The sequence below is a fragment of the Xanthomonas sp. LMG 12461 genome (assembly GCF_009192935.1).
Lineage (GTDB): Bacteria > Pseudomonadota > Gammaproteobacteria > Xanthomonadales > Xanthomonadaceae > Xanthomonas_A > Xanthomonas_A sontii.
Genome location: NZ_NQYT01000029.1, coordinates 49,437 through 73,254, shown reverse-complemented (window position 1 = coordinate 73,254; position 23,818 = coordinate 49,437). Strand labels below are relative to the sequence as shown.

Genomic DNA, 23,818 nt, shown 5'->3' with positions numbered 1-23,818 from the left:
GTACCCGCCGCGCGGCGGCGGCAACTGTCACCGCGCGGGTTCGCCTTTGTGGGAGGGGCTTCAGCCCCGACGCCTCGGCGGTACGGCGTCGGGGCTGAAGCCCCTCCCACAGGTCGTCTGAAGCCTCCTGATCAGGACACCATCTGCGCGGCCACGTCGCGACGCCCACGCGCGCGACGCACCAGGTTGGCCACGCCGTTACTCAGATCGTCCAGGATCGCGTAGATGGTCGGCAGGAACAGCAGGCTGACCACGGTCGAGAACGCCAGGCCGCCGGCGATGGCGCGCGCCATCGGGTAGTAGGCCGGACCGTCGCCGAACATCTGCGTGGTGGTCAGCGAGATCGGCACCATCGCCAGGATCGCCGTGCCCATGGTCATCATGATCGGCCGCAGGCGCTCGCGCGAGCCTTCGATCAGCGCCTCGGTACGGCCCAGGCCGCGCCGGCGCAGATTGTTGATGTGCTCGATCATCACGATGCCGTTGTTCACCACCACGCCCATCAGCACCAGGATGCCGATGAAGGCCATGATCCCGAAGCTGGTGCCGGTGATCCAGAACAGCCAGAACACGCCGAACACCGAGAACAGCACACCGCTCATGATCGCCACCGGGAACAGCAGCGATTCGAACATCGCGGCCATGACCACGTAGATCATCACCAGCGCGATCAGCAGGTTGAACAGCATCTGCTTGCTGGCCTGGTCGTCGTCCTGGCCGTCCGCGCCGTCGAAGCTGTAACGGTAGCCGACCGGGAAGCTGACCGCGTTGAGGGTGTCCTCGATCGCCTGCTTGGCTTCCGGCGCGGTGACCTTGGCACCGAGGTTGGCGGTGATGGTCAGCGTGGTCTGCCGGTTGGTGCGGGCGATCTGGGTCGCGGCCGCGCGCGGCTGCGTCTCGACCAGGCTCAGCAGCGGCACGCTGCGCCCGTCCTGGGTGCGCACGTTGAAGCTGTCCAGGTCTTCCGGCGAGGTCTGCTCGGCACCGGCGAAGCGCACCCACACCGGCACCTCGTTGTCGCCGTGGCGGAACTCGCGCAGCGACGCGCCGCGCAGCGCCAGGCCGACGAAGCTGGCGACCTGCTCGGCGCTGAAGCCGAACGCGGCGGCGCGCTCGCGGTCCACCCGCACCGCCAGTTCGGCGCTGCGATCGCCGCTGTCCACGCGCACGTCGCGCAGCTCCTTGCGCCGCGCCAGCACCGGCACCACGTCGTCGGCGAGCGCGCGCAGCGCCTCGGTGGAATCGCCGACCAATTGCACCTGCACGGTCTGCCCGCCGCCGTTGCCGCCATCGCCGCCGTTGCTGTTGCCGACGTGGAAATCCACCCGCGCCGAGCGCGGCAGTTCCTTGCGGATGCGTTCCATCAGTGCCGGCAGGTCGCGGACCTGCTTCAGATCGACGGTCAGCGTGGTGCTGCTGCCCTCCTCCTCGCTGAACCAGGAATACACCTGGGTCACGTGGTATTGCGCGCGGCGCGCGTCGATGAAGCGTTCCAGCCGGGTCACTTCCTCGGCCATCTGCTCGCGCGTGTAGGCGCCCTTCCACTGGTAGCCGATGAAGACCTGCTCGCCGCCGTCGCCGCCGAACATGTCCTTCTTGGTCTGCAGCATCGGGATCACGCTCAGCGCGCTGATCAGCACGATCGCGCACACGCTCCAGCCGCGATGCGCCAGCGACCAGGCCAGCACCCGCGCGTAGCGGCGCTGCAGGCGCGGGATCAGCCCGTGCGGGGAATGCACCAGCGCCGGGGTGCGCATGCGCGCCGACAGCATCGGGATCAGGCTCACCGCCACCAGCCACGACGCCAGCAGCGACACCGAGATGGTGATGGCAATCTGCGACATGAAAATGCTGATGTTGTTGGTCTCGCCGAACAGGTTCGGCAGGAACACGATGCAGTGGCACAGGGTGCCGGCCGACAGCGCGATGGCGACATTGCGGGTGCCGAGGATGGAGGCGCGCTGCGGCTGGTCGGGCATGCGCTCGCGCTCCTGGTAGATGCTCTCCACCACCACCACCGCGTTGTCCACCAGCATGCCCACCGCCAGCAGCAGGCCCATCATGGTCAGGATGTTGAGGGTGACCCCGGCGAAGTACATGAAACCCAGGGTGATCGCGAAGCAGATCGGGATCGCCAGGGTCACCATCAGTGTCGATGGCCAGTGCCGCAGGAAGAAGAACAGCACCGTCACCGACAGCAGCAGGCCGACCGCGCCGGCTTCGGCCAGCTCCGCCAGCGACGAGGTCACCGCCTTGCCCTGGTTGTCGATGACCTTGATCTGCACGTCGCTCAGCGCCGGCTGCTTGCGGATCTGCTCGACCTCGGCCAGCACCGCGCGCGAGACCTCGACCAGATTCGCGCTGCGCTCCTTGAACACGTCCAGGCCCACCGCCGGGCGCCCGTCCAGGCGCCGCCCGTAGCTCATCCGGGTCGGTTTCAGCCGCACCTCGGCGATGTCGCCCAGGCGCAGGCCCTTGGCGTCGATGACCAGGTCGCGCAGCTCCTGCAGGTCGCGCAGTTCGCCGACCGGCTGCACCCGCAGGCGCTGGCCGTTGTCGTCGATCTGCCCGGCCGACAGCGAGAAGTTGAGCTTGCCCAGACGCTCGCTGAGCTGGTTGAGGCTGAGGTTGTGCGCGCTGAGCCGGTCCGGGGCGATGGCGATCTCGACCTCGTTCGGCGGCGCGCCGGACACCGACACCTTGGCCACCCCGGGAATGCGCTCCAGGCGGCGCTTGAACTCGCGGTCGAGCATGTCGTACGCGCCGGTCAGGTCGGCTGCGCCGGCCAGGCGCACCTTCAGTACCGGCTGGTCGCTGCTGGACCACTTGAACACGTTGTAGCGCCGCAGGTCGGCCGGCAGGTCGGCGCGGATCGCGTCGATACGCTCGCGCGCATCGGAGGCGGCGATGGCGATGTCGCGGTCCCAGTCGGAGAACTCGATGAAGATGTTGGCGCCGTCGGCGGTGGCGGTCGAGCGCATGCGCTTGATCCCAGTCATCGTCGCCAGCGCTTCCTCGGTCGGCCGCACCAGGTTGCGCTCGACCTCGTCCGGGGTCGAGCCGGTGTACGGCAGCTGCACGAACAGGAACGGCGCGGAGATGTCCGGCAAGGCCTCCAGCGGCAGGCGGAAGGCGGCGATCAGCCCGACCACCACCAGCGACACGAAGCACATGATGGTGGTGACCGGACGGCGGATGCTGAACTCGGCGACGCTCATGCCGGCGCGCCCTCGCCGTCCTGCAGGCGCCGCTCGCCGTTTTCACGTTGCCGCGCACGTCGCCCGCGTTCGGCGTAGTACGCGTCGGCGCGGCGGTCCAGGCGGTCGTAGACCACCGGGATCACCAGCAGGGTCAGCAACGTGGACACCAGCAGCCCGCCGATCACGGTGATCGCCATCGGCGCGCGCACCTCGGCGCCCTCGCCGCTGGCGATCGCCAGCGGCAGGAAGCCGAACAGCGTGCACAGCGTGGTCATCACGATCGGCCGCAACCGCGAGCGTGCGCCTTCGATCAGCGCCGCGCGCTTGGCCACGCCCTCCTCGCGCAACTGGTTGACCTTGTCGATCAGGATGATCGCGTTCTTGGTCACCAGGCCCACCAGCAGGATCAGGCCGATGAACACCACCACCGACACCGGCTTGCCGGTCAGCAGCAGCGCCAGCACCGCGCCGACCAGCGCCAGCGGGATGGTGAACAGGATGACGAACGGGTGCAGCAGCGACTCGAACTGCGAGGCCATCACCAGGTACACCAGGAACACCGCCAGACCGAACGCGAACAGCAGCGAGCGCGCCGACTGCGCCAGTTCCTCGCCCTGCCCGCCGATGTGCATGCCGACGCCGGCGCCGAGCGGGTCGCGCGCCACCATCTCGCCCACCTCGCGCACCGCCGTACCCAGGTCGATGTCGCGCAGATTGGCCGAGACGATCGCCACACGGATCTGGTCGGCGCGGTGGATCTCGCTGGGGCCGGTGGTGGCGACCACGTCGGCGACCGCGTCCAGGGTCACCGGCCGGCTGCTGCCCGGATTGACGATCAGCCGGCGGATGCTGTCGACGCTGGCGCGGTCGCTCTGCTGCGCGCGCACCAGCACGTCGATCTTGCGGTCGCGGAAGCTGTAGCGGGTGGCGACGTCGCCGCGCACCTTCTTCACCACCACGTCGGCGATCTGCCGCGTGGTCAGTCCCAACGCGCCGGCACGCTCCTGGTCGAAGCGGATCTGGATCTCCGGGAAGCCCTCCTCCACCGTGGATTTGACGTCGGCGAAGTGGCCGTTGCCGCGCAGCAGCGCCGCCAGCTTCTGCCCGGCGTGCTGGATGGTCTGCAGGTCCTGGCCGCGCAGTTCGATCTCCAGCGGCGTGGAGAAACTGAACAGCTCCGGCCGGCTGAAACCGACCTGCACGCCCGGATGGTTGCGCATCGTCGCGCGCATGCGCTCGCTCTGCTGCGCCTCGAACTGCGCGCTGCCGCCGCCGGCCATGGCGATGGTCAGCTTGCCGATGTTCTCGCCGCTTTCGGTGGGGTTGGCGTCGAGCCGGGTGCCGCTGCCGCTGACCCCGTACAGCGCCTGCACGCCCGCGTCCTTGCCGTGCACCTCCTGCAGTTCGCGCACCAGCGCATCGGTCTGCCGCAGCGGCGTGCCGGCCGGCAGCTTCACCGTCATCTCGAAGCGGTCCTGCGCCAACTGCGGGATCAGGTCGGCGCCCAGCAGCGGCGCCACCGCCAGGGTCGCGGCGAAGGCCAGCGCCGCCAGCCCCAGCACCCAGCCGGGACGCGCCAACGCACCCGGCAGCAGCCGCAGATAGCCGCGCTCGGCCAGCGCGTACGGCGCCATCGCCAGGGCGCTGGCCTTGCGCATCACCGGGGCGACCACCGCCACCGCACCGCGCCACAGCCGCACGCACAGCCAGGCCGCGCCGAAGAACACGCCGCGCACCGCCGCACCTGCGCCGCGCCGGCTCCAGGCCAGCGGCTTCAGCCAGCCGCGCCGCGGCTGCCAGTGCGGCGGCGCCGGCTCCACCGGGAACGCCAGCGGCGCACGGCCCTTCAGCGAGCTGAGCATCGGGATCAGGGTCATCGACACCACCAGCGAGATCGCGATGGCGATCGCCACGGTCAACGCCTGGTCGCGGAACAGTTGCCCGGCCACGCCCTCCACGAACACCAGCGGCAGGAACACCGCGATCGTGGTCAGGGTCGAGGCGACCACCGCCATGCCCACCTCGCGGGTGCCGACGATCGCCGCATCGAGCACGCTCAGGCCGCGCTCGCGTGCCTTGGCGATGCTTTCCAGCACCACGATCGAGTCGTCCACCACCAGGCCCGTGGCCAGCGCCAGCCCGCCCAGCGACATCACGTTGAGGCTCAGGCCGAGCCTGTCCATGAAGAAGAACGTGGTCACGATCGACACCGGCAGCGACAGGCCGATCACGAACGTGCTCCACCCATCGCGCAGGAACAGGAAGATGATCAGGATCGCCAGCAGGCCGCCGATCACCGCGTCCTTCTTGACGTCGCCGATGGCGTGTTCGATGAAGCGCGACTGGTCTTCCAGCGTGGTCAGTTCGGCGTCGGCAGGAATCTGCGCCTGCAGTTGTTCCAGGCGCTTGCGCAGCGCCGCCGCGGTGGCCACGGTGTTGGCGTCGCCCTCCTTGTAGATGGCCAGTTCCACCGCCTCCTTGCCGCCCAGGCGGATGATCGCCTCGCGCTCCTTGTAGCCCTGCCGCACCTGCGCCACGTCCTTGAGTCGGATCGGCATGCCGCCGGCGACGGTGGTGGTGGTGCTGGACGTCGCGCTCTGCGCCGCCGAGGCCGCCGCGATCGCGGCTTCCGAGCCGGTGAAGGCGGCGATCGCGTACATCTGCTGCAGGGCCGCGTCGGCCGCGTTGCCGCCGGCGCCCTGGGTGGTCAGCAACAGGTTGCGGATCTCGTCCAGGTCGGCGAACTGGTTGACGGTGCGCACCAGGTAGCGCTGCGTGCCCTGCTCCAGGCGTCCGCCGGAGAGATTGACGTTCTCGTCCTTGAGCCGCGCGATCACCGTGTCGATCGGCATGTTGAGCTGCGCCAGCCGCTGCTGGTCGATATCCACCTGGATCTCGTCCTCCAGCCCGCCGCCGACCTTGACCGCGGCCACGCCCGCCACCGGCTCCAGCTTCTTCTTCAGGTCCTCGTCGGCGTAGCGACGCAACTGGGTCAGCGCGCGCACCGCCTCGGCGTCGCTGTGCGCGGCGGTCTTGCTCGACAGCACCAGGCGCATGATCGGTTGGGTGGAGGGATTGAAGCGCAGCAGCACCGGCGCCTTGGCCTCCAGCGGCAGCGACAGCGCCTCCATCTTGTCGCGCACCTCCAGGCTGGCCTGGTCCATGTTGGTGCCCCAGGCGAACTCCAGCACCACGTCGCTCTGCCCGGTGCGCGAGACCGACTTGAGCTTGCGCAGGTTCTTGACCACGCCGACGGCTTCTTCGACCGGCTCGGTCACCAGCGTCTCGATCTCCGACGGCGCAGCGCCGGCGTACTCGGTGCGCACGGTCAGGGTCGGATAGCTCAGGTCCGGCAGCAGGTTGACCTTGAGCCCGTGCAGCGCGATCGCGCCGAACAGCAGCATGGTCAGCGTGATCATCGCGATGGTCACGCGGCGGCGGGTGGCGAATTCGACCAGGCCGCCACCGTGCGCGGCGGCGGGCGCAGGCGGTGCGTGCGCGTCGGAATCGGCGCCGTGCATCAGCGCGCTCCGGCGGTGGCGGCCGGGGCGGCGTCGGCCACCTCGCGCTGCGGCGCGATCACCTGCACGCGGCTGCCGTCGCGCAGCGCGACCTTGCCGGCGGTGACCACCTGGTCGCCGGCCTGCAGGCCCTGGCGGATCTCCACCCACGGCCCCTCGGCATAGCCCAGGGTCACCGGCACCCGCGCGACCTTGCCGGCAACCACGCGGAACACCGCCGGCTCGCCGTCGTCGAGCAGCGCCAGCCGCGGCACCACCAGCGCATCGGCGCGCTGGTCGTAATCGATGCGGATGCGGCCGAACATGCCCGGCTGCAGCGCCTCCGCCCCTTCGTCGAAGGCGCAGACCACGCGGAAGGTGCCGCTGCCGGCATCCACCACCGGCGCGATGCGGTCGACCCGGCCGCGGAACTGCTTGCCCGGCAGCGCGTCGGCCAGCAGGGTCACCGGCTGCCCGGTCTTGAGCGTGGCCAGTTCGCGCTCGGGCACGTTGAGCGTGGCCTCCAGCCGCGAGTCGTCGACGATGCGGAAGATCGGCGTATTGATCTGCACGAAGTTGCCGGTCTTGATCGAACGCGAGGCGATCACCCCGGAGATCGGCGCCACCACCGTGGCATAGGACAGCTCCAGCGCGGCCAACTGGTGTTGCGCGCGCACGTTGGCCAGGTCGTACTTGATCTGGTCGACGTCGGCGGCGCTGACCAGTTGCTGGCCCACCAGCTGCTGCGAGCGGCGGTAGTTGTTCTCCAGCTTGCGCAGCTGCGCCTCGCTCTGCGCCAACGCCAGCCGCGCACGGTCCGGGTCCAGGCGCACCAGCGGCTGCCCGGCGCGCACCTGCTGGCCTTCCTCGGCCAGCACCGCCAGGGCCACGCCGGAGGTCTTGGCCACCACCTGCGATTCGGCGCGCGCCTCCAGCGCCGCGGTGCCGCTGTAGCTGGCCGCCACCGCACGGCGGCTGGCCGCCGCCACCTCCACCGGCACCGCCTCCGGCGCCTTTTCGCTGTCGGCGGCCTTGGCCTTGGCCTCCGCCGCCGGCTTGCAGGCGCTCAGCAGCAGCGTGGTGGTGACCAACAGCGCGGCAGCGCAAGTGGCAGTGCGGCGCGTGAGCGGTCGCGTCATCGTCGTGTCCTTGGTGGATGGCGTGAATGGTGTTGTAGATAAGTAGATCACCAATCGACGTCGTGCCGAATGCCCCAAAGGTCACGGGTCGTCCACCGCCGCCAGTTTCGGAGCCGCGAAAGGTGAGGCTATACTCGGGCCGTTCCGTGTTCCCCCACGCCGGAACCCCAATCCGTCCTCCGGACCACGAAACCATGCGCACGCAGCCGCTAGCCGCTTGTTTTGCTCTGGCCGTACTCGTTTCTGTTGGGGCCGCCCCGGCGATGGCGCAGACCGCGCCGGCGCCCGCCGCTCCCGCTGCCGCAGCCGCGGCACCTGCGCCTGTTCAGGGCAACGCGGCCAACGGCCGGGTGCTCACCTACACCTGCCAGGGCTGCCACGGCGTCACCGGCTACAAGAACGCCTATCCCAGCTACCGCATCCCCAAGATCGGCGGGCAGTCGGCGCAGTACCTGACCCAGGCGCTGACCGAATACCGGCTCGGCAAGCGCAAGCATCCGACCATGCAGGCCCAGGCGGAAAGCTTCTCCGACCAGGAGATCGCCGACATCGCCGCTTTCCTGTCCACCCTCAAGTAGGCCTCCCATGCCGAACGCCGCGCACGCCTTGCGTCCCGCCCTCGTCCTGCTTGCCGCCCTGTGCCTGGGGGCCTGTTCGCAATCGCAGGTGGAATCCACCAGCAAATCCGCCGGCGACCCTGGCCACGCCAGCGGCGAGCACGGTTCCGGCTCCTCCGCCGGCCTGCCCGGCGGGCGCATCGACGCCGGCGACAAGCTGGCCCACGCCAAGGGCAAGGCCACCGGGCAGAGCTGCATCGACTGCCACGGCGCCGACGGCAACGCGCCGATCGACCCGACCTATCCCAAGCTCGGCGGCCAGTACGGCGACTACCTCGCGCACGCGCTGCAGGCCTACCGCGGCGGCACCCGCACGCATCCGCTGATGAGCCCGCAGGCAGCGCAGCTGAGCGACCAGGACATCGCCGACCTGGCCGCCTACTTCGGCTCGCGCAGCAGCCAGTTGCGCGATTTGCACGGCGTGAACTGAGCGCCTTGCGCGCAGGGCACCACGCACGCCGTGTGACGCGCGTGGCCGCCTGCACCAGGCTGCGCCGAGCAGCGGCGACGGGACTGCGCACAGCGCGCGCTCCGGATGCGACACCGTCGACGCATGACCAGCTCGCCGCCACTTTCGCGTGGTGCGCGATCCGTTGACGCTTCGACCCTATCCAACGACGTGAGGCACACACGCAAGAGCGGCTTCAGCCACTCCTACGAAACAGCATGTCGTGCGCGACGGGTTGTTTGATGCTGCCTTTCAGTCGCGATGAGCCCTCGCAGGCAACGCCGTGCTAGCTGAAGCCATCCACTTGGACCAAACCGCGCCCGGTCCGCGTGTGCCGCAGCTGGTGATGTGCGGCGCCCGCATGTGTGAGCGGGCGGGTACCCCGCCACTCAGCGACTGCCGTTGTCTTCCTGCAACTCGCGCTTGAACGGCACGTTCGGCGGCGGCCGCGCGCCAGCCGGCTGCTCGTTGAGATTGGGGTCGGTGATGCTGCAGCCGCCGCCCACCTGCAGGATCGAGACCACGCAGGAAATGCTGCTGGTGGTGCCCGGGATCGGGATCTTCACCGACTTGATGCCGCGCCGCACCCACTCTTCCAGCAGCGTCGCGTTCGGCAGCCAGTACTTGTCGAACGACGTCGGCGTGTAGTCGTAGGGCGGACGTTTGAGCCATTCCCCGGCCTTTTCGATGCGCTCGCGCGTCCAGGTGTCGGTCTCCGAGCCAGGCGCGCTGCGCGCCGGTGCCTGGTCGTTGCCGCGGCCATCGGCCAGGCGCACGCTGCCGTCGGCATTGAACAGGCCGCCGCCCTTGCTGGCGCCGGCACCGACATCGCCGGGGCGGTTGCGTGCGGCCGCGCCCCAGTCGTCGCCGCGCTGCGGCGTGGCCCAGCCACCGTCACGTGCGACCGGCGCCGGACCGCTTCCCGGGCTCGCGGCCTGGCTGCCGGGCGGCGCGGTGCCGGCCGCGGGCGCGGTCGGCTTGGCGGTCGCACTGGCCGCAGCGCCGGCCGGCGCCGGCTGCGGGGTCTGCGCGCTCGCCGGCGTCGTGTCCGGGCTTGCGGCCGGGGCAGCCGGCGGTGCCGGCGTGGGTGCGCTCGCGGTGGCGGTGCTCGGCGTCGGCACTTCGATCTGCCGCACCTGCGGCACGTCCGCACTGCGCAACACCGGCGTGGGCGTCGGCGTGCGCAGCTGTGGTGCGGGAACCTGCACCTGCGGCAGCGGTGCCGGCACTTCGCGTTCGCGCACCTGTACCTGCGGTGCGACTGGGCGCGGCACCGCGATGTCGCGCGACCGCAGTTGCGCCACGGTCGGCACGTCGGTGACCACTTCGACCTCGCGCACCGGCACCTGCACGTCGGGCGGTACCACCGCGCGCGGTGTCGGCACCGCTACACGCACGCTCGGTGGCGGCGGCAGTACGAAGTCACGGGTGGGCGTCGGCGTTTCGGTCACCTGCAGCGGCTGCTCCGCCGGCGGCGGCGGTGCACTGGCCGTGGTCGGCGTGGGCGCCGGCGCTGCCGGCGTCGGCTCCGCAGGCTGTGTAGGCGCAGCAGCGGCGGGCGGCGGCGGGCGCGGCCGCGCGGACACGGCGCGCTGCGCCCGCGGCGGGGTCGGCGACGTCGCCTCCGCGGATGCGGCCCCCTCGGCCGGCCCCCCACCGCCGCTCTCGGCGGGCGTGCCGCGGCCGACGAATTCCACCTGCACGCGTCCGGCCTGGTCCGCATCGGTCAGCGGCGGCAGCCAGCGCACGAACGCCACCCACAGCAGGAAGATGGCGAACAGCAGATGCAGCAGCAGGCTGAGCAGCACGGCGATGCGCCGCCACCAGCGCTGGTCGTACGGCGCCGGATCCCAGTGCTGCCACCACAGCCGGCGGAACGCCTGCCACAGCGGCAAGGCCGGCAGGCGCAGGGTCGCCGGCGGCTGCGCCGGCGGCATCGCCGCGATCAGTTCGGGGGCCGCGAACGGCCTCGGCAGCGCAGTCTGCGCCGCGATCCAGTGCGCCCATGCATACGGCAGGCCGGTGCGGCGATCGCGCAGCAGCTTGCGCGGCGTGCGCGCCAACAACACATCGAGGATGTCGGCGGCGCGCGTCACCGGCAGCGAAACGTCAGGCGGCCGAATCGCGCGGGATGTAGGGAGCGCTGCCGCTGTCGTGGTCGGTGGCGTCGCGCACCGCGGTCACCCCCGGCACGCGGCCCATCAGCGTCTTCTCGATGCCCTGCTTCAAGGTCACGTCGGCCATGCCGCAGCCATGGCAGCCGCCGCCGAAGCGCAGCAGCACCACGCCGTCGGCGGACACTTCTTGCACCGCCACGCGGCCGCCGTGCTGCGCCAGCTGCGGATTGACCTCGTTCTCCACCACCCAGCGCACCCGCTCCACCAGCGAGGCCGCCTCGCCCGGGGCTTCGCCCTTGATCTTCGGCGCCTTGATGGTGAGCTGCTGGCCGGTGCCCTGGGTGACGTAGTCGATTTCGGCGCCGTCGAGCCAGCCGACGCTGTCGGCCGCCACGTACAGGGTGAAGCCGTCGCAGTCGATCGCCCATTCGTCGCCGGCCAGGTCCGCCGGCTCGGCGAACTCCAGCCGCGCATCGGCGCGCGGGGTGCCGGCATCGACCGCGCTCAGGCGCACGCCCATGCCGGGCACGGCCTCGCGTTCGAGCAACTTGCGGAAATGGGCCTGTGCGTTGTCTGAGATCTGGATCATGCGGGTATTCTAGACCCTTCCACGCCCTGCGCTCATCGCGGGCGGTATCTTGACCGGCCCTGTCCGTTCCACCGCAGAGACCTTCCATGAACGACCTGATCCCGCTCGCCCAGGCCCATTGCTCGCCCTGCAAGGGCAGCGAATACAGACTGACCCAGGCGCGCCTGGCCGAACTGCTGCCGCAGGTGCCCGGCTGGGAAGTGGTCGAGAACGGCAACGCGATCAGCCGCACCTTCCGCTTCCCCGACTATTACCGCACCCTGGCCTTCGTCAACGCACTGGCCTGGATCGCGCACCGCGAGGACCACCACCCCGATCTGGGCGTGCACTACGACCGCGTGGTGGTGCGCTATTCCACCCACGATGTCGGCGGTCTCAGCGAGAACGACTTCATCTGCGCCGCCAAGGCCTCCGCTCTTCCGGAATGACCCACATGACTGCTGCCGCCCGCCGTCTGCTCCCCCTGGCCTGCCTGAGCGCCGTGCTGCTCAGCGCCTGCGGCCAATCCCAGCAATCCCAGCAACACACCGTGACCCAACCGCCGACCGAGGTCGCCGCGGTGAAGACGCCGCCGCCGGACTACCCGATCGACGTGGCCTGCGCCGGCATCGGCGGCACCGTGGTGCTGAAGGTGGTGGTCGGCGTGCAGGGCAAGCCCACCGAAGTGGACGTGGTCACCGGCAGCGGCCAGGCCAAGCTCGACGCCTCGGCGCAGGAGGCCGTGCGCGGCTGGACCTTCAATCCCGCCACCCGCAACGGCAAGGCGGTGCCGTGGACCATCCAGGTACCGGTCAACTTCAATCCGCCGCAGCCGCGCCCGGACCGTTGCTTCGCGCTGGACGCGCAGGCGCACAAGGCCGGCTGAGCCACGGGCGCGCATCGCGCGCCTTCACGCGACACCCGCACTGCGCCGGGTTTGATCGACGCCTCTTCCTCGGAGCCGCCGGCGCATGCTGGAGATCCCACTGCACAATGTCCTGGTCGCGCTCGCCGTGACCCTCGGCGCCGGCCTGGCCACCGGCCTGGGCAGCGTGCTGGTGTTGTTCAGCAAGGGGCCCAATCCGCGCCTGCTCGCCTTCGGCCTGGCGTTCTCCGCCGGCGCGATGGTGTACGTCTCGCTGACCGAGATCCTCGGCAAGTCGATCGCCGCCTTCAGCGAGGCGTTCGATCCACGCCTGGGCCAGGCCTATGCCACCCTGGCGTTCCTGGCCGGCATGGTGCTGATCGTGGCCATCGACCGATTGGTGCCCAATCCGCACGAAAGCCTCAACAGCCGCGATCCGCTGTTCCGCGACGACAACCGCGCCTACGTCAAGCGCGTCGGCCTGCTCACCGCGGTGGCGATCACCGCGCACAACTTCCCCGAGGGTCTGGCCACTTTCTTCGCGACGCTGGAGAGCCCGGCGGTCGGCATGCCGCTGGCCTTCGCCATCGCCGTGCACAACATCCCCGAGGGCATCGCCATCGCGGTGCCGGTGCATTACGCCACCGGGCGCAAGTCCTATGCCTTCGCCGCCAGCCTGCTGTCCGGCCTGGCCGAGCCGATCGGCGCGCTGATCGGCTACGTCGCGCTGGCGCGCGTCCTGTCCGAGGCGGTGTTCGGCGCGGTGTTCGGGCTGATCGCCGGGGTGATGGTGTTCCTGGCCCTGGACGAATTGCTGCCGGCCGCCAAGCGCTACGCGCAGGGGCACGAGACGGTGTACGGCCTGGTCGCAGGCATGGCCACGCTGGCACTCAGCCTGGTGCTGTTCCGCCTGTCCGCAGCGGTCTGATGGCAGCGGCCGACGCCGGCTGAACGCGCGCTCGCTGGCCTGCGCGACAGCGCTGCGCAGAAAGGTCGCAGACACCCAAGGCGGCGCATGCTGCGGCCACCTTCGCCCCGCTCGATGAGGTGTCGCATGGATCTCCGTCCCCTGCCCCCGGCCAGGCTGGCCCTGTTCACCGCACTGAGCGTGGTGGCGCTGGGCGCCTGCCAGCGGCAGGACACGCCCACTCCTGCGGCCCAGGCCGATGCGCCCGCCCCGGCCGCGGCACCCGCACCTGCCCCCTACGTGGCCCCGACCGCCGACCAGCTCTATCAACTGGTCGCGCCGATCGCGCTGTTCCCGGACAAGCTGCTGGCGCAGACCCTGGCCGCCTCGGTGTACCCGGACCAGGTGGTGTCCGCGCAGGATTGGCTGCGCAACAACCGTACCCTGTCCGCCACCGACCGCCTGCAGGCGGCCGCGGCGCAGCCTTGGGATCCCAGCGTCAAGGCGCTGACCGCTTTCCCCGACGTGGTCGACCAGTTGGCCGGCAACGGCGACTGGACCCGCGCGCTGGGCGACGCCTACGCCCACGATCCCAACCAGGTGCTGGACGCGGTGCAGGTGATGCGCCAACGCGCGCAGGCACAGGGCCACCTGCGCAGTACCCCGCAGCAGCGCGTGCAGGTGGTGCAGCGCACCGTGGTGGAGCCGGCCCCGGCCTATGCCGACGCGGTGCCGCCGCCCACCCGCACCATCGTGATCGAACCGGCGCAGCCGGATGTGGTCTACGTACCCCGCTACGACCCCGACGTGGTCTACGGCGCACCGGTCAACGTCTACCGCGAGTACCGTTACCGCCCGCCGCGCCCCTACTACGACACCGGCGACCTGGTCACCGCCGGCATCATTTCGTTCGGCGTCGGCGTACTGGTCGGCGATGCGCTCGAACATCACCACCACAGCGTGTTCGGCTGGCTGGAACCGGCGCCGCCGTGGCACAGCTGGGGCTGGAACAACTGGGGGGTGAACTGGAACGCGCCGCCGTCGGCGCCGAACTACGTGGTCTACCGCAACAGCGTGTACGCGCCGCGCACCACCATCATCAACAACCACTACGACAACCGCAGCTACGTGCACAACGACTACCGCGGTGCGCCGCCGCCGGCCGCGCCGATGGGCGGTCCGGGTGGGCAGCAGGCTTTCGCTGGCGCGCGTGCGCCGGCGGGCGCTGCGATGGCGGGCGCTGCGATGGCCGCCGCGGCGATGGCGGCGCGTGCGCCGGCAGCTGCGGTCGGACCCGCGCGGGCCCAACCCCCGGCGATGCCGCAGACCATGCCGCATTTCACCAACCAGATGTTGCAGGCCGGCCGCCCGGTGGCAGCGATGCCACCGCCGGTGCAGCGCCTGCCGACTCCGGGCACGCCAGCGGCCATGGCCGCCGCGCGCGACCAGCGCCTGCTGCCCGGTTTCGCCCAGCGTGCCGCCGCACCGCAACGCACCGTGGCGATGGCGCAGCCGAACGCGTCGCGCGCGGCTCCGGCGATGCCGGTCCCGCAGTTCCATGGCCGGCCGGTGCCGCAGGCGCTGACACCCAACCAAGTGCCGCGCGAGGCCATCGCCAATCGCGGCATGCCGGAAGCGCGCTTTGCCGAACCGCCGCGGCGCGGCGACCCGGGCATGCAGTCGTCCGGTTTCGCTCGCGAGATGGCGCGTGCGCAGCCACCGCGAGAGGCGATGCCGGCCGAAGCGCCGCGCGCCCAGGCCTGGCATGCGCCTGCGCCCCAGCGTGAGGCGCGCGCGCAGGAGATGCCGCGCGAGACGATGCGCGCGCCAATGCCGGAACCGCGCCAGGAGCAGCGTCAGGAACAACACCAGGAACAGCGCGTGGCCCGGTTCTCCCCACCGCCGCGCATGCCCGAGCCGCGGCCGGCCGAGTCGCATCCGGCACAACGCCCGGCGCCCGCCCACCACGACGGGCACCACGATCACGACCATCACGAAAGCTGAGCGCAGCGCGGGGGCGGCGGCAGCAGGCCGCTCCCGCGGGCTTGGCTCAGCCGAGGCGGTTCAGCGCCTCGGCCAGTTCGTCGGCCAGCGGTGCGTTCAATAGATAAGGTGTCTTGCCGTCGTCCAGGCTGAATTCCAGCGAGGCGGCATGCAGGAACAGGCGCTTGAGCCCGATCTGCTCCCGCAGGCGCTTGTTGACCGTGGGATCGCCGTACTTGTCGTCGCCGGCGACCGGATGCCCGAGGTGCTGGGCGTGCACGCGGATCTGATGGGTGCGGCCGGTCTCGATCCGCACCTCGCAATAGGAGTGCCCGCCACGCCGCTCCAGCACCCGGAAGTGGCTCAGCGACGGCTTGCCGGCCGCGTTCACCTGCACGTGGCGCTCGCCGCCCTGGCGCAGGCCGATGTGCAGCGGCGCGTCCACGCTCATGGTGCCGTCGGGCATGCGCCCGACCAGCAGAGTCAGGTAGCGCTTGCTGATGCCGCGGCCCTGGACCCGGTCGTCTTCGCGCATCAGCGCCTGCAGTTCGGTCAGCGCCGAACGCTTCTTGGCCACGATCAGCAGCCCGGAGGTGTCGCGGTCGAGCCGGTGCACCAGCTCCAGCGACTGATTGGGACGCAGCGCACGCAGCGTCTCGATGGCGCCGAAACTGATCCCGCTGCCGCCGTGGCTGGCGACGCCGGATGGCTTGTTCAGCGCCAGCAGCCGCGCGTCCTCGTAGACGATCGCCGCCTCCAGCCGGGCCATGAACGCATCCGGTGGCGCGCTCTTCTCGCCCTCCTCGGTCAGCCGCACCGGCGGGATGCGCACCTCGTCGCCGGCCTCGAGCTTGCGCTCGGCCTTGGTGCGGCCGCCATTGACCCGCACCTGGCCGCTGCGCATCAGCTTGTAGATCAGGCTGCGCGGCGCGCCCTTGAGCTGGCCGAGCAGGAAATTGTCTACGCGCTGTCCGGCCCTGTCTTCCGGGACCTTGAGAATGCGCACCGCGCTGGTCGCGACATCGCGCGGCTTTGGAGGGATCGGGGGGGAAGTCATCAGGCAGTTTATTCTGTTACACTCGGGGGGCGAGATAAGGGTTTGATTTCGTTGGAAGTTAGTTGAGGGCCAGAAGCCCGGCTTACGACGATTCCGGCACAGTGCGCGACCACCGCCCCCGGGGCGGCCATGTTAGCGGCTCACCGGCCTACCCGGCCATCGCCGGATGCCGCAAGCGTCCGCGCTGAACATGCCCCGTGCGGCGCCCAGCCTGGCTGGAGTCGCCGCCGGTCCTGAACCACCTAAAAGCAAGAAGCGCTCCCGCGGCTCGCCGTGGTGTCGTAGCGCTGGAAACCCAAGACGCCCACCCCGCGCCTGCGCGATGGGCGACGAAGCGTGACCAGAAGCGAAACCCCATGGCGTTCCGCGCGGTAGCAGCGCGAGGAACGCAACAATGAAGCGAATGCTGATCAACGCCACGCAGGCAGAAGAACTGCGTGTGGCCATCGTGGACGGCCAGACCCTGTACGACATCGACATCGAGCAGCCGTCCAAGGAACAGAAGAAGTCCAACATCTACAAGGGCCGCATCACCCGGCTCGAACCCTCGCTGGAAGCGGCCTTCGTCGAATACGGCGGCGAGCGCCACGGCTTCCTGCCGCTGAAGGAAATTTCCCGCGATTACTTCCAGGCCGGCGTCGACCACAACAAGGCGACGATCCGCGAACTGCTGCGCGAGGGCCAGGAAGTCGTGGTCCAGGTGGACAAGGAAGAGCGCGGCAACAAGGGCGCGGCCCTGACCACGTTCATCTCCCTGGCCGGCCGCTACATGGTGCTGATGCCGAACTCGCCCAGCGCCGGCGGCGTCTCGCGCCGGATCGAGGGCGAGGACCGCGCCGCGCTGAAGGAAGCGCTGGACAAGCTGAACATCCCCGACGACATGGGTGTGATCATCCGCACGGCCGGCGTCGGCCGCGATGCCGAAGAGCTGCAGTGGGACCTGGACTACCTGCTGCAGGTGTGGAAGTCGATCGCCGAGGCCGCCCTGGCCAAGCCGGCGCCGTTCCTGATCTACCAGGAGTCGCGGCTGATCATCCGCGCCCTGCGCGACTACCTGCGCGCCGACATCGGCGAGATCCTGGTCGACACCGCCGAGATGTACGGCGACGCCCAGGAGTTCATGCAGCAGGTGATGCCGCAGAGCCTGCGCAAGCTCAAGCACTACACCGACGACATCCCGCTGTTCAACCGCTTCCAGATCGAATCGCAGATCGAGGCCGCCTACGAGCGCAGCGTGCGCCTGCCGTCCGGCGGCTCGATCGTGGTCGACCAGACCGAGGCGCTGACCGCGGTGGACGTCAACTCCTCGCGCGCCACCAAGGGCAGCGACATCGAGGACACCGCGTTCCAGACCAACCTGGAGGCGGCCGAAGAGGTCGCGCGCCAGCTGCGCCTGCGCGACCTCGGCGGCCTGGTGGTGATCGACTTCATCGACATGGCCTCCAACAAGCACCAGCGCGAGGTCGAGAACCGCCTGCAGAACGCGCTCAAGTACGACCGCGCGCGGGTGCAGATCGGCCGCATCTCGCGCTTCGGCCTGCTGGAGATGAGCCGCCAGCGCCTGCGTCCGTCGCTGGGCGAATCCAGCCAGATCGTCTGCCCGCGCTGCGACGGCCATGGCCGCATGCGCAGCGTCGAGTCGCTGTCGCTGTCGATCATCCGCGTCGCCGAAGAGCACGCGATGAAGGAGAACACCGGGCAGGTGCTGGTGCAGGCCCCGGTGGAGATCGCCAACTACCTGCTCAACGAGAAGCGCCGCGCGCTCAGCGAGATCGAGAAGCGCCACGACGCGCCGATCGTGATCGTCGCCGACGAGCAGCTGCACACCCCGCACTACGAAGTGACCCGCCTGCGCGAGAACGAGCTGGGCGAGGAAAGCACCAAGCCCAGCTACCAGCGCGGCACCCCGCGCAAGCTGCCGGTGCACGCGCTGACCAAGGCGCAGCTGAACATCCCGGCGCCCGCGGTGACCAATGTGAAGCACTCGCAGCCGGCCCCGGTGCGCGAAGTGGTCGAAGAACCGGTGGCCGTACCGGCACCGGCGCCCGTGGTTGCGCCGGCACCGGTCGCGCCGCCGGCCACCGGCGTGGTCGGCTGGCTGAAGCGCATCTTCGGCGCCGGCGAGAGCCCGGCCCCGGCTCCGGCCGCCGCCGAGCCGGCACAGCGCCAGCGCCCGCAGGACGGCAATCGCAACCGCAACGACCGTGGCGATCGCAACGACCGCAATGCGCGCCGCGACGGCAACCGCAACGGCGGCCAGGGCGGCAATGCCGCGCGCGGCAACGGCAACAACGGCGGCGGCAACGCGCGCCGCGACGAGCGCCGCGCCGGCAACGGCGCCGCCGCGCCGGCCGGGCAGCAGAACCAGCAGCCCAAGGCGCCGCGCAACGAGCAGGCCGCGCAGCAGGCCAAGCCGCAGCAGCAGCCACAAACGCCGAAGCCGCCGAAGCAGCAGCAGCCGCAGAACCCGCCGCGCCAGCCGAAGCCGCAGCAGGAGCCGGCACAGGCCGCCGCGCAGGGCGACAAGCCGCCGCGTCAGCCGCGTGCGGAGGAGGCCGTCGCCAAGCAGCAGGCCGCACCGGTCGCCACCGCACCGGCGACCCCGGTGCAGGACGCCACCACGCTGGCCGCCGCCGCGGTCGCCGGTGGCGCGATCGCCGCGTCGCAGGAACCGGCAGCAGCCGTCGACGCTGCAGCCGCCGCACCGGTGCAGCCGGCGCAGACCGCGGCAGCAGCGAGCATCGATGAACGCGAAAGCGCCGCCGAAACCGCGCAGGCCGTGCCCGCCGGCGAAGGCGCCGAGGGCGAGGACGGTACCGGCGACGCCGGCGGCCGCCGCCGTCGTGGCCGTCGCGGTGGCCGCCGCCGTCGCCGTGGCAATGGCGAAGCCGGTGCTGCCGGCGATGCCGCAGGCCTGGACGATGCCGACCTGGATGCCGGCGACAGCGATGGCGAAAGCGCGCCCGCGCCGAGCCGCAGCCAGCCGGAGTTCGACTTCGACGACGACGGCACCACCGATGCCGCTCCGGCCAAGTCGCAGCCGCCCGTGCAGGAAAAGCGCGAGCCGCAGGAGAAGCGTGAGCCGCGTCGCGAGCGTCCGGCTGCTGTCGGTGCGCCGGCACCGGCCTACGCCGCTGCCCAGGCCCCCGCGCCGATCACCGCCGACGCCGTACCTGCGCCGGCCACCGCACCGATGCAGCCGGCCGCCCCTGCCGAGGCCGTGACCGCATCGCCTGCGCCGACCGCGCCGGCCGCTGCAGCCCAGGGCGTCAGCGATGCCGCCGTGGCCCACGCCGACACCGTGGTCGCTGCCGCTCCGGTAGCAGCCGCAGTCGCCGAGACCAAGCCGGTCGCGCAGGAAACCGTCGCCACCGAGCGCGCCGCGGCACCGGCCGAACCCGCAACACCGGCCGTCGCGCCGCAGCCGCAGGCGGTCACCACCGCCGTCGAGCAGCCGACTGCCACCGCGGCCAAGGCGCCGGTCGCCGAGCCGGACGCGGTGGATGCCACGGCCACCGTCGAGGATCCGGCGGGCGTGACCACGCCGGCGGCAACCACCGTCGCGCCGAGCGCAGCGCCGGCCGCCACGCCCACCGCTCCCGCGGAACCGCGTGCGGAAGACGCTGCCGCGGCCAAGCCGGCCTACGCGCCAGTGCAGACCACCCTGCTCGACGCCTTCGCCGAGGCACCGGCGGCGGTTCCGCACAGTGGTGAGGCAGCGGCCGCAGCGTCGACCGAGGCCGCATCGGTCACGCCGGCACGCGACGACAGCGCAACGTCCGTCGCTGCTCCGGCGACGCTGGCGCAGGCGGAGATCGCGGCTGTGGACGAGGCGGCGCGGAAGGAACGTGCTGCTGCCGCGGCGCAGTCCGCAGCGCCTGCGCCGCATGCCGCGGACAAGGCGGACGGCGACGAGCACAAGGATCGCGGCTGATCCCCGCTCCTGCCGGTGCAGCATGAAAGAAGCGGCCTTCGGGCCGCTTTTTTTTGTGGACGCCCGTGAAGCGTTTCCATCGCTACGGCTCAAGACGATCGTCTGCACGCGTACTGCCTTTCGCGCGTCCTGTTCGGCGCGGCAGCAGCGGCTTCAAAGCCACGGCGAAACTCGCTTTGCCGTGACTCGACGAGACACACCATCACCTCCGCAGAAGCGGCTTCAGCCGCGACGGGGCTTTCCCGATGCGCCGGTCGCGGCTGAAGCCGCGCCTGCGAAAACACGCGATGCGTGGAGTACGTGCTGCGCGGAAGGCTACCGAAGTGTCTTGAAGATCCACCACCACATGCACGTCCGCGTCGTTGCGCGCTCGCTGCAGTCGCGAGCGATGCATTCGCGCAGAGCACGCACTCCCTACTCCACCGCTTTCGCCAAACCCAGCCATTCCGACCGCGGCACGCGCCAGTGCCGGGGGCGTCGGCGATAGCCGCGGACGCTGGTTCGCAATCGATCCACTGCGAACAGGTCCGCACGTTGGCGCAAGCACAACGCAAAAGCGGCCCGAAGGCCGCTCTCGTGTCAGCTCGGCAGGCACCGCCGACTACAGCGGATGCGTCGGATCCAGCAAGCCGTACTGCGTGGCCAGGCGCGCCAGGGCGATGTTGTCCTGGATGCCGACCTTTTCGAACAGCCGCGCCTTGTGCGTGTTGACGGTCTTGGCGCTGAGGCTCAGGCGCTTGGCGATGTCTTCCTGGCGCAGGCCGCGGGTCAGCAGCAGGGCCACTTCCAGCTCGCGCGGCGACAGTGCATCGAATGGGGAACCGCCACCTTCCAGATTGGCCAGCGCCAGGTTCTGCGCGATGTTGGCGCCGAGGTAGCGCTTGCCCATCGCCACGTCGCGGACCGCGCGCAGCAGCTCCTGCGCGTCGCCGGCCTTGCCAACGTAGCCGGACGCGCCGGCTTCCAGCAGGCGCTTGGGCAGCGGGCCGTCTTCCAGCACCGAGACGATGATGACCTTGGTGCCGTGGTCGCCCTTGACGATGCGCTCGGTGACTTCCAGCCCGCTGACGCCGGGCATGTGCAGATCGCACAGGACGATGTCCGGCTTCAGCTGCCGGATCTGCGGAAGTGCATTTTCGCCACTGTCGGCCTCGCCGACGATCTCGATATCCGTTTGATTCGACAGGATCAGCTTCATGCCCGTACGGACAAGAGCGTGATCATCGACCAGAAAAACCCTGATGGCCATCTCGTATAACCCCAACGCAGCGGATACCGCACCATCCAGACTATCTGCGTGAATTATTCAGGGCAATACGAATTCGTAGACAAACGACGACGCTTCACGGAGTGCTCATCTGCACTTCGCAAAACGTCATCGTGTCGTCATCAAAACCCTGCCGAGCTTACTCAAGGCTCGGCACGCAGGGTCGAGTGACCTGCCAGCGCTCTCCCCGTAAGGCGCGCGACGGTCCCTGCGTCAGGCCGAGGCCAGTATGCTGATGCGGCGGGAAAAGCGTTATCAGGACAATCCTGATCTCACGTCAGAATTATCTGACCCTCCCCCTTCCCGCTTCCGGACACCATCCCGCTGCGGATCCCGGACAGGCCCGGCGAAATTTTCCGACACTCGCGTCGGAAATGGCCGATGCGACCTCCATACCCGGCGCAGCCACGACATGCCTGGCCGCCTGCGGCACACTGCCCGAGTGAACACGATCCGTCCCTACGTCATGCAGGACCGCGCGGCCTGCCTGGCGCTGTTCGACAGCAACGCCCCGCAGTTCTTCGACCGTAGCGAACGCGCCGCCTTCGAGCGCTTCCTTGAACATGACGTCGGCGCCTGGCACTACCTGGTCATCGTCCGCGCGGGCGCGGTGGTGGCTTGCGGCGGCCACGCGCTGCGCCTCGACGGCCGCGTCGCCAGCTTCGGCTGGGGCATGGTCGACCGCCGCCTGCACCGCCAGGGCCTGGGCCGCGCACTGACCGAGGCCCGGCTCGACGCCTGCCGCAGTGCCGGCGTCACGCGGATCGAACTGGACACCAGCCAGCACACCCAGGCGTTCTATGCGCGCTTCGGCTTCACGGTCAAGCACGTGGTCGCGAACGGCTACGGCGCGGGGCTCGACCGTTGGGACATGGCGCTGGACCTGGACCGCACGCGCGACTGAACCGGATCGCGCCTCAAGAAGTCGCCGTCAGGCGGCCAACGCGTAGCGGCGGCAGTGCTCCAGATAACCGGCTTCGTGATGCCCGGCGAGCGCGACCACGCTCTCCCACAACCACGACGGCGTGTCGATGGCCTTGCGCCGGTCGGCGTCCAACTGTTGCAGCCACGCGGCCCGCGTCCCGGGCTTCATCTGCCGCGCATGCGCCTTGCCGACGACGAAGGCGAGGTAGCGCGCCGAGCGCACCGCCTCGACGTGATTGAATTGGTCGACTTCCAGTTTCAGGTCGCGCGGCGAGAGTTCGCGAATGAACAACGAGCGGCCCAGCATGTGCACCGGCATCATCCTGCTGCCCAGGTAGGGCGACAGCGCCCGCGCCGCGGCGGTGACGCGTTCGGCGTTGTCCGCCGGCATCCGTGCACCGGGCGCCGCTGGCGCGATCGGTGCGATCGCCTCCTTCAGATCGACCAATGCATAGGACCAGTGGCCCTTGCCGGTCTTCAGGCCGACGATCGCCGCGTAGCGCAGCAGGCCGAGCGAACTGCAGCCCTTCATCCAGTACGCCGCATCGACCAGGCGAACCTCGCGATCCTTGGGCTTTCCCTTCAGCGACAGCACCATCTGCGCGACCGCCGGATCGGCGAACAGACGCTCCAGCGCCTCGCGCTCTTCCGGCGCCAATGCCCAGAACTTCTCGCCAAGCGGGATACGCGGCTCCACCGCCTGCAGTCGCTCCTTGGCCAGATGCCGCCAGCGCCGGCCGAAGGCCTCGCGGCGAATGCTGCGCACGGTCTCGGGTTCGGCACCGGGGTGATCGCGGGTCGGATCCTCGATGGCGGCGCCATAGCCGTCGATCATCGCCTCCATCATCCGCGCCGTGGTGACGCCGGGCAGGTCCGAGCCGCGTGCCGCGGTGGCCAGCGACAGGCCCAGGCGGATCAGATCGTGCGCGGGATTGCCGATCACGCCCTGGTCGAGGTCGCGGATCTGGATCTCGACGCGCCCCTCGCCGTCGGCGACCGGGCCCAGGTTGCCGAGATGGCAGTCGCCGCAGATCCAGATCGCCGGTCCCATCGGCACGCGCCGCGCCGCCGGCGACGCTGCCAGCCATTCGTAGAACTTGAGCGTGTTGCCGCGGACATAGGCGTGGGCGGAGCGGGCCATCTTCAACGTGCGTTTGCGTTCGAGGATGACGGGGCGTTCGGCGAGGCTGGGCATCGAAGGTCGGACCTGGAGCGGATGGCGTGGGGGTCACGCGCGGCGGCGCAGACGCTAGCAGAGCCGAACGGAGTGGTCCGTGCACGGCAGGCACCTG

Annotated in this window: 16 protein-coding genes; 8 read left to right on the top strand and 8 right to left on the bottom strand. The window is 70.3% G+C overall.

The window, feature by feature from the left end; genetic code table 11:
• Positions 1-131 precede the first annotated feature (131 nt).
• The 3 genes from CEK68_RS08255 to CEK68_RS08245 are packed head-to-tail and all read right to left on the bottom strand — an operon-like array spanning position 132 to position 7,839.
• Complete coding sequence (locus CEK68_RS08255) at positions 132-3,218, bottom strand: efflux RND transporter permease subunit (RefSeq protein ID WP_152239112.1); 3,087 nt, start codon at positions 3,216-3,218, stop codon at positions 132-134.
• Positions 3,215-6,721 carry an efflux RND transporter permease subunit gene (locus tag CEK68_RS08250; protein WP_152239111.1) on the bottom strand — a complete coding sequence of 1,169 codons (3,507 nt, stop codon included), beginning with the start codon at positions 6,719-6,721 and terminating at the stop codon, positions 3,215-3,217. The genes CEK68_RS08255 and CEK68_RS08250 overlap by 4 nt, the downstream gene beginning before the upstream one ends.
• Positions 6,721-7,839 (bottom strand): efflux RND transporter periplasmic adaptor subunit, encoded by a 1,119-nt coding sequence (locus CEK68_RS08245; protein ID WP_152239110.1) that lies wholly within the window; start codon positions 7,837-7,839, stop codon positions 6,721-6,723. Before CEK68_RS08245 ends, CEK68_RS08250 begins: the two co-directional genes overlap by 1 nt.
• Before the next feature lie 194 nt (positions 7,840-8,033).
• Between CEK68_RS08245 and CEK68_RS08240 the strand changes: the two genes are divergently transcribed.
• A complete protein-coding gene (locus CEK68_RS08240) occupies positions 8,034-8,417 on the top strand; it encodes a cytochrome c (RefSeq protein WP_026143839.1) in 384 nt (127 codons plus the stop codon).
• 7 nt (positions 8,418-8,424) lie between these two features.
• The gene (locus CEK68_RS08235) at positions 8,425-8,886 is read left to right on the top strand and encodes a cytochrome c (protein ID WP_017911097.1); all 462 of its coding nucleotides are present in this window, start codon (positions 8,425-8,427) and stop codon (positions 8,884-8,886) included.
• A 407-nt stretch (positions 8,887-9,293) separates the two neighbouring features.
• On the opposite strand, the gene CEK68_RS08230 is transcribed toward CEK68_RS08235, so the two are convergent.
• Complete coding sequence (locus CEK68_RS08230; RefSeq protein WP_152239109.1) at positions 9,294-11,000, bottom strand: transmembrane repetitive protein; 1,707 nt, start codon at positions 10,998-11,000, stop codon at positions 9,294-9,296.
• Positions 11,001-11,013: 13 nt separating this feature from the next.
• A complete protein-coding gene (locus CEK68_RS08225) occupies positions 11,014-11,610 on the bottom strand; it encodes an NfuA family Fe-S biogenesis protein (RefSeq protein ID WP_017915596.1) in 597 nt (198 codons plus the stop codon).
• A gap of 86 nt (positions 11,611-11,696) precedes the next feature.
• Between CEK68_RS08225 and CEK68_RS08220 the strand changes: the two genes are divergently transcribed.
• The 4 genes from CEK68_RS08220 to CEK68_RS08205 all read left to right on the top strand — a co-directional run bounded on the left by CEK68_RS08220 (position 11,697) and on the right by CEK68_RS08205 (position 15,365).
• Positions 11,697-12,038, top strand: a complete 342-nt coding sequence (locus CEK68_RS08220) for a 4a-hydroxytetrahydrobiopterin dehydratase (RefSeq protein ID WP_017910810.1) — start codon at positions 11,697-11,699, stop codon at positions 12,036-12,038.
• Positions 12,039-12,043: 5 nt separating this feature from the next.
• The gene (locus CEK68_RS08215) at positions 12,044-12,475 is read left to right on the top strand and encodes an energy transducer TonB (protein WP_152239108.1); all 432 of its coding nucleotides are present in this window, start codon (positions 12,044-12,046) and stop codon (positions 12,473-12,475) included.
• 85 nt (positions 12,476-12,560) lie between these two features.
• On the top strand, positions 12,561-13,382 hold the full coding sequence (zupT, locus tag CEK68_RS08210) for a zinc transporter ZupT (protein ID WP_152239107.1): 822 nt from the start codon (positions 12,561-12,563) through the stop codon (positions 13,380-13,382).
• A 126-nt stretch (positions 13,383-13,508) separates the two neighbouring features.
• Positions 13,509-15,365 (top strand): DUF3300 domain-containing protein, encoded by a 1,857-nt coding sequence (locus tag CEK68_RS08205; protein ID WP_152239106.1) that lies wholly within the window; start codon positions 13,509-13,511, stop codon positions 15,363-15,365.
• Between the two features lie 46 nt (positions 15,366-15,411).
• Here the strand turns inward: CEK68_RS08205 and CEK68_RS08200 are convergent, their stop codons facing one another.
• Positions 15,412-16,401: an RluA family pseudouridine synthase gene (locus CEK68_RS08200; RefSeq protein WP_152239105.1), complete on the bottom strand. Its 990-nt coding sequence runs from the start codon at positions 16,399-16,401 to the stop codon at positions 15,412-15,414.
• 394 nt (positions 16,402-16,795) lie between these two features.
• Here CEK68_RS08200 and CEK68_RS08195 point away from each other — a divergent pair, with 394 nt between their 5' ends.
• On the top strand, positions 16,796-20,335 hold the full coding sequence (locus CEK68_RS08195; RefSeq protein ID WP_152239104.1) for an Rne/Rng family ribonuclease: 3,540 nt from the start codon (positions 16,796-16,798) through the stop codon (positions 20,333-20,335).
• Between the two features lie 601 nt (positions 20,336-20,936).
• Here CEK68_RS08195 and CEK68_RS08190 read toward each other — a convergent pair.
• On the bottom strand, positions 20,937-21,584 hold the full coding sequence (locus tag CEK68_RS08190; protein ID WP_026143418.1) for a response regulator: 648 nt from the start codon (positions 21,582-21,584) through the stop codon (positions 20,937-20,939).
• A gap of 460 nt (positions 21,585-22,044) precedes the next feature.
• Here CEK68_RS08190 and CEK68_RS08185 point away from each other — a divergent pair, with 460 nt between their 5' ends.
• Positions 22,045-22,506 (top strand): GNAT family N-acetyltransferase, encoded by a 462-nt coding sequence (locus tag CEK68_RS08185; protein WP_152239103.1) that lies wholly within the window; start codon positions 22,045-22,047, stop codon positions 22,504-22,506.
• A 27-nt stretch (positions 22,507-22,533) separates the two neighbouring features.
• Here CEK68_RS08185 and CEK68_RS08180 read toward each other — a convergent pair whose 3' ends face one another.
• Entirely contained in the window at positions 22,534-23,721 is a 1,188-nt protein-coding gene (locus tag CEK68_RS08180; RefSeq protein ID WP_152239102.1) for a DUF2252 family protein, read from the bottom strand.
• Positions 23,722-23,818 lie beyond the last annotated feature (97 nt).